The sequence below is a fragment of the Streptomyces fuscigenes genome (genome assembly GCF_021556455.1).
Taxonomy (GTDB): domain Bacteria; phylum Actinomycetota; class Actinomycetes; order Streptomycetales; family Streptomycetaceae; genus Streptomyces; species Streptomyces fuscigenes.
The window spans coordinates 1-3,940 of record NZ_JAKGCV010000481.1; the positions used below are offsets into that span (position 1 = coordinate 1).

Here is a 3,940-nt window from a genome sequence, read left to right on the forward strand (position 1 = left end):
CGGGACCCCCGGCGCCGAAGCCCCCGAAGCCGCCGCCACCGCCACCGCCACCGAACCCGCCGCCTCCGCCGCCGAAGCCGCGGCCACCGCCTCCGCCGCCGGCGCCGCCCGCGAGCTGCGCGGTCAGGGTCGGGCTGATCGCGGAGACGACGTACGCGCCGATCAGGCCCAGCGCGATGCCGAGCACCCCGCCGACGAGGCCGTTGACCAGGGCCTCGCCCATGACCTGCCGGGTGACGCGGCCGCTCTTCCAGCCGAGAGCCTTGAGCGTGCCGAACTCCCGCACGCGGCGGCTGACCGCCGACGACGTCAGCAGGCCCGCCACCAGGAACGCCGCGACGAGCACGGCGAGCGAGAGCCACCTGCCGACGTTCGAGGCGAGGCCGGACGCGGTGGACAGCGATCCCGACACGGTGGAGGCGAGGTCGGCGGAGGTGGTGACGGTCGTGCCGGAGACGTTCTTCTGCACCGCCGCCTTCACGGCGTCGATCTGCTGCGAGTCGGTCGCCTTGACGTAGACGGTGGTGACCTTCGCCTTGGCGTCCGCGAGGGTCTGCGCCTTCCGCAGCGGTATGTAGACGTTGGCCGCCGCGTCACCGCTGTCCGCGGTGGCGATGCCGATGATCGTGAACTTGGTGCCGTGGATGGTGAGCGTCTTGCCGACGTCGAGGCTCTTCTGCTTGGCGTACGCGCTGTCCACGAGCGCCACGTCGGCGTCGGTCTCCGACGTCTTGAACGTCCGGCCCTTGGTGAGCTTCGAGCTCGTCAGCGGGCCGAGGGTCGCGTCGGTGACGTCCGTGCCGAAGACGGTGAACGAGTCGACGCTGAAGGACGCGCCGCCGCCCTGCACCTGGCCGCCGGCGGCACCCCCGCCGCCCCGGGAGCCGCGGCCGCCGCCCTCGCCGGGCTTGAACTCGCCCCGCTTGAACTGGCCGTTGACCTTGAGGTCGTTGAGGCTGAGGCCGCCGATGGCGGAGGCGACCCCGTGCTGCGCCTTGACCTTCGCGACGGTCGAGTCCGCGAGTGTCTGGAAGCCCTGGACCATCACGCGGTCCGTGCTCTGGCTGCTCTTGTCGTCGTTGTTCTGCCCCTTGAAGTCGAAACGGGGACGGCCGGCGTCCCCGCTGCTCGCGGCGGCGGGCGCCGCCTTGGTGACGGTCATGTCGGTGCCGAGACCGTAGAGGGACTGCAGGACCTTGTCCTGCGCCTTGTTCATCCCGGCGGTGACCGAACTGACCACGATGACCAGGGCGATGCCGAGAGCGAGTCCTGAGGCGACGACGAGGGCCGCTTTTCTGCGGCGACGCAATTCGCGCCGGAGGTAGGTGACGAACATGGCGTGAAATTACGGGCGGGTGGTGACAGCTTGTTGAGGCGACGATGAGAGCAGGATGAGAAGCCGTCGCCCGGGTCCCGCAGCCGCGCCCGGGGACCGCGTACGACCGGCCGCTCCGGCGCCCCGCCGGTCCCCGCGCCCACTCCGGCCCCGGGCCGGGACCCGGCCGGGGCCCGCGTCGCCCCCCGTCCGGACACGACGCGGCGGCCGCACCCCGGGAGGGTGCGGCCGCCGTCTCTTCGTCGTTGGTGAGCGGTCCCGCGCGGGCCGGTGGCCGTCGCGGGTCCTGTCGGCCGGACGGGTCCGGCCGGCGGGGATCAGACCGCGGAACCCGCCTGCCAGTCCGCCCAGCTCATGTTCCAGCCGTTGAGGCCGTTGTCGGGCTGCACGGTCTTGTCGTGCGAGTTCTTGACGACGACCACGTCACCGAGCAGCGAGTGGTCGAAGAACCAGTGCGCCGGCATGTTCGGGTCGCCGGCGCCCTTGACGTCCTGCAGGCCCACGCAGCCGTGGCTGGTGTTGGAGTTGCCGAACACCGAAGGCCCGCCCCAGTAGTTGCCGTGGACGAAGGTGCCCGAGTTGGTCAGGCGCATCGCGTCGGGCACGTCCTTGATGTCGTACTCGCCCTTGCCGTCGGAGTCCGTGAAGCCGACCGTCGCACCGTTCATGCGGGTCTTCTTGTACTTCTCGGAGATCACCATCTGGCCGTTGTACGTGGTGTGCTCGGGCGAGCCGGCGGAGATGGGGATGGTGCGGACGGTCTTGCCGTCCTGCTGCACGACCATGGTGTGCGCCGCCGCGTCGACCGTGCTCACCTGGTTGCGCCCGACGGTGAACGTCACGGTCTTCTGCTGGACCCCGTAGGTGCCCTTCGCGCCCTGGACGCCGTCCAGGTTCAGCTTCAGCGTGACCTTGCTGCCGGCCTGCCAGTAGTTCTGCGGGCGGAAGTCCAGGCGCTGCGAGTTGAACCAGTGGCCGACGACCTGCTGCCCGCTGGTGGACGAGACCTGGATGTGCGACTGCACGTCCTTCTTGTCCGTGATCGACTTGTCGAAGTTGATCGACACCGGCATGCCGACGCCGACCGTGGAGCCGTCCTCGGGCGTGAAGTTCCCGATGAAGCTGTTGGACGGCGAGACGGTGGTGAACGTCGAGTTCTCGTTGGCGCCGCGGCCCTTGGAGTCCTTCGCCGTCGCCGCGATCTTGTACGTGGTGGAGCGCGAGAGCTGCGCGTCCGGGCTCCAGCTCTTGCCGTCGGCGGCGAGGGTGCCCTTGACGGCGGTGCCGTCGGCTGTGGTGAGGCTCACATTTGTCAGCGTGCCGTCGGTGACGCTGACCTTGGCGGCGTTGTTGATGCTCGCGTTGTCGGAGCCGTTGCCCGGCGTGATGGCTATCTTCGCGTCGGACGTGTCCTGCGCGGCCGCCTTGTCGACGGCCGCGGCCTGCGACTGCTTCGGTGAGGACGCCGCGTCCCCGCTCCCGCCGCCGTGGCCGCCGCCGCACGCCGAGAGCACCAGGACGCCGCCCAGTGCCGCGGACGCGGCCGCAATGCTGGTGCGCCGCTTCCTTGCCGTCATCACACGCTTCTCCATCGTCGCCGAACAACAACTCTGCCGATAGCCCTTAAGAACAGCGGTGGCGTGCCCTTCGGTTCCACATCGCCGTGCGGTGTGTCCGAGGCCACTGCTGCGCCACGCGCCGCCCGCCGCACCGCGGGCATCCGGTCCGATGCCGGTTTCCGCCCCGGTCGCGGCCTGCCCCGCCGCCCCTTGCCGGCCGTGTGCGACCGGCTGCGAACGAGGGCCGGGTCTCCCAGGGTGACACGCTTTCGGCGCGGCTCGTACCGTCCCGTCCCGTTCAGGACCACTTCAGGACGTGGGTCCCGGACCTACGTCCCACCGGGGCGCGGCCGCACGTCCCGCCCGGGCACGGCCGCACGTCCCGACGGGGCGCCGCCGCGCAGGGGCCTCGCCCGGCCGCGTGACGGGGTGCACGCTCCGCACCCGCGCACACGCGCACCGTGATCGAACTGGAAGGCGACTTTCCCCCGGCGGGCCGCCTTCACTAGCATCGGCGCACCCCGCCAATTCGGTTTCGTCACAAGGGGATCGATCTCGTGTCCGTCGCATTCCGCTCTGTCGCGTTCCGTCCGCTCGTGACCGCCGGCGCAGCCGGCGTCATGCTCTGCGGCCTGTTCTTCGTCCCGTCTGCCCACGGCGCGGGGCCGCACGCGCCCGCGGTGCACAGAGACGGCCGGGCGACGGTGTCGGGACCGCGGTCGGGTCCGGGCTCCGCGGCGGCGCCGGAGAAGGATTCGGCGGGACGCTCCGGCGGCCGGGGCGCGGCCGACGACGACGCGTCGGACTCCGGCGCGGACGTCCGGGCCGCCTACGGCTCCGGGAGCGCCGCGTTCGCCGGGCAGAGCGCGCGGGCGTCGCGCCAGCTCGCGCTGGGCGCGACGTCCCCCGGGATCGGGTTGTCGCGGCCGACGAGGCGGCCCAGGAAGCCGAAGTGGGCGTCGGCGTCCTCGGGGTCGACGGACCGCGCGGGCAGGCCGAGGTGCCGGCCGATCCGCTCGGCGAACTCCCGGACTCGCGATGCCGG

2 protein-coding genes and 1 pseudogene are annotated in these 3,940 nt (G+C 71.8%); all 3 read right to left on the reverse strand.

All coding sequences use genetic code 11. The features are described from left to right. A partial coding sequence (locus tag L1885_RS24945; protein WP_235799429.1) for an ABC transporter permease occupies positions 1 to 1,336 on the reverse strand: 1,336 nt, incomplete at its 3' end. 317 nt (positions 1,337 to 1,653) lie between these two features. Further along, complete coding sequence (locus L1885_RS24950; RefSeq protein WP_235799430.1) at positions 1,654 to 2,928, reverse strand: L,D-transpeptidase; 1,275 nt, start codon at positions 2,926 to 2,928, stop codon at positions 1,654 to 1,656. A gap of 796 nt (positions 2,929 to 3,724) precedes the next feature. Continuing rightward, positions 3,725 to 3,940 (reverse strand): annotated as a pseudogene (locus L1885_RS24955) (hypothetical protein); the annotation flags it as partial.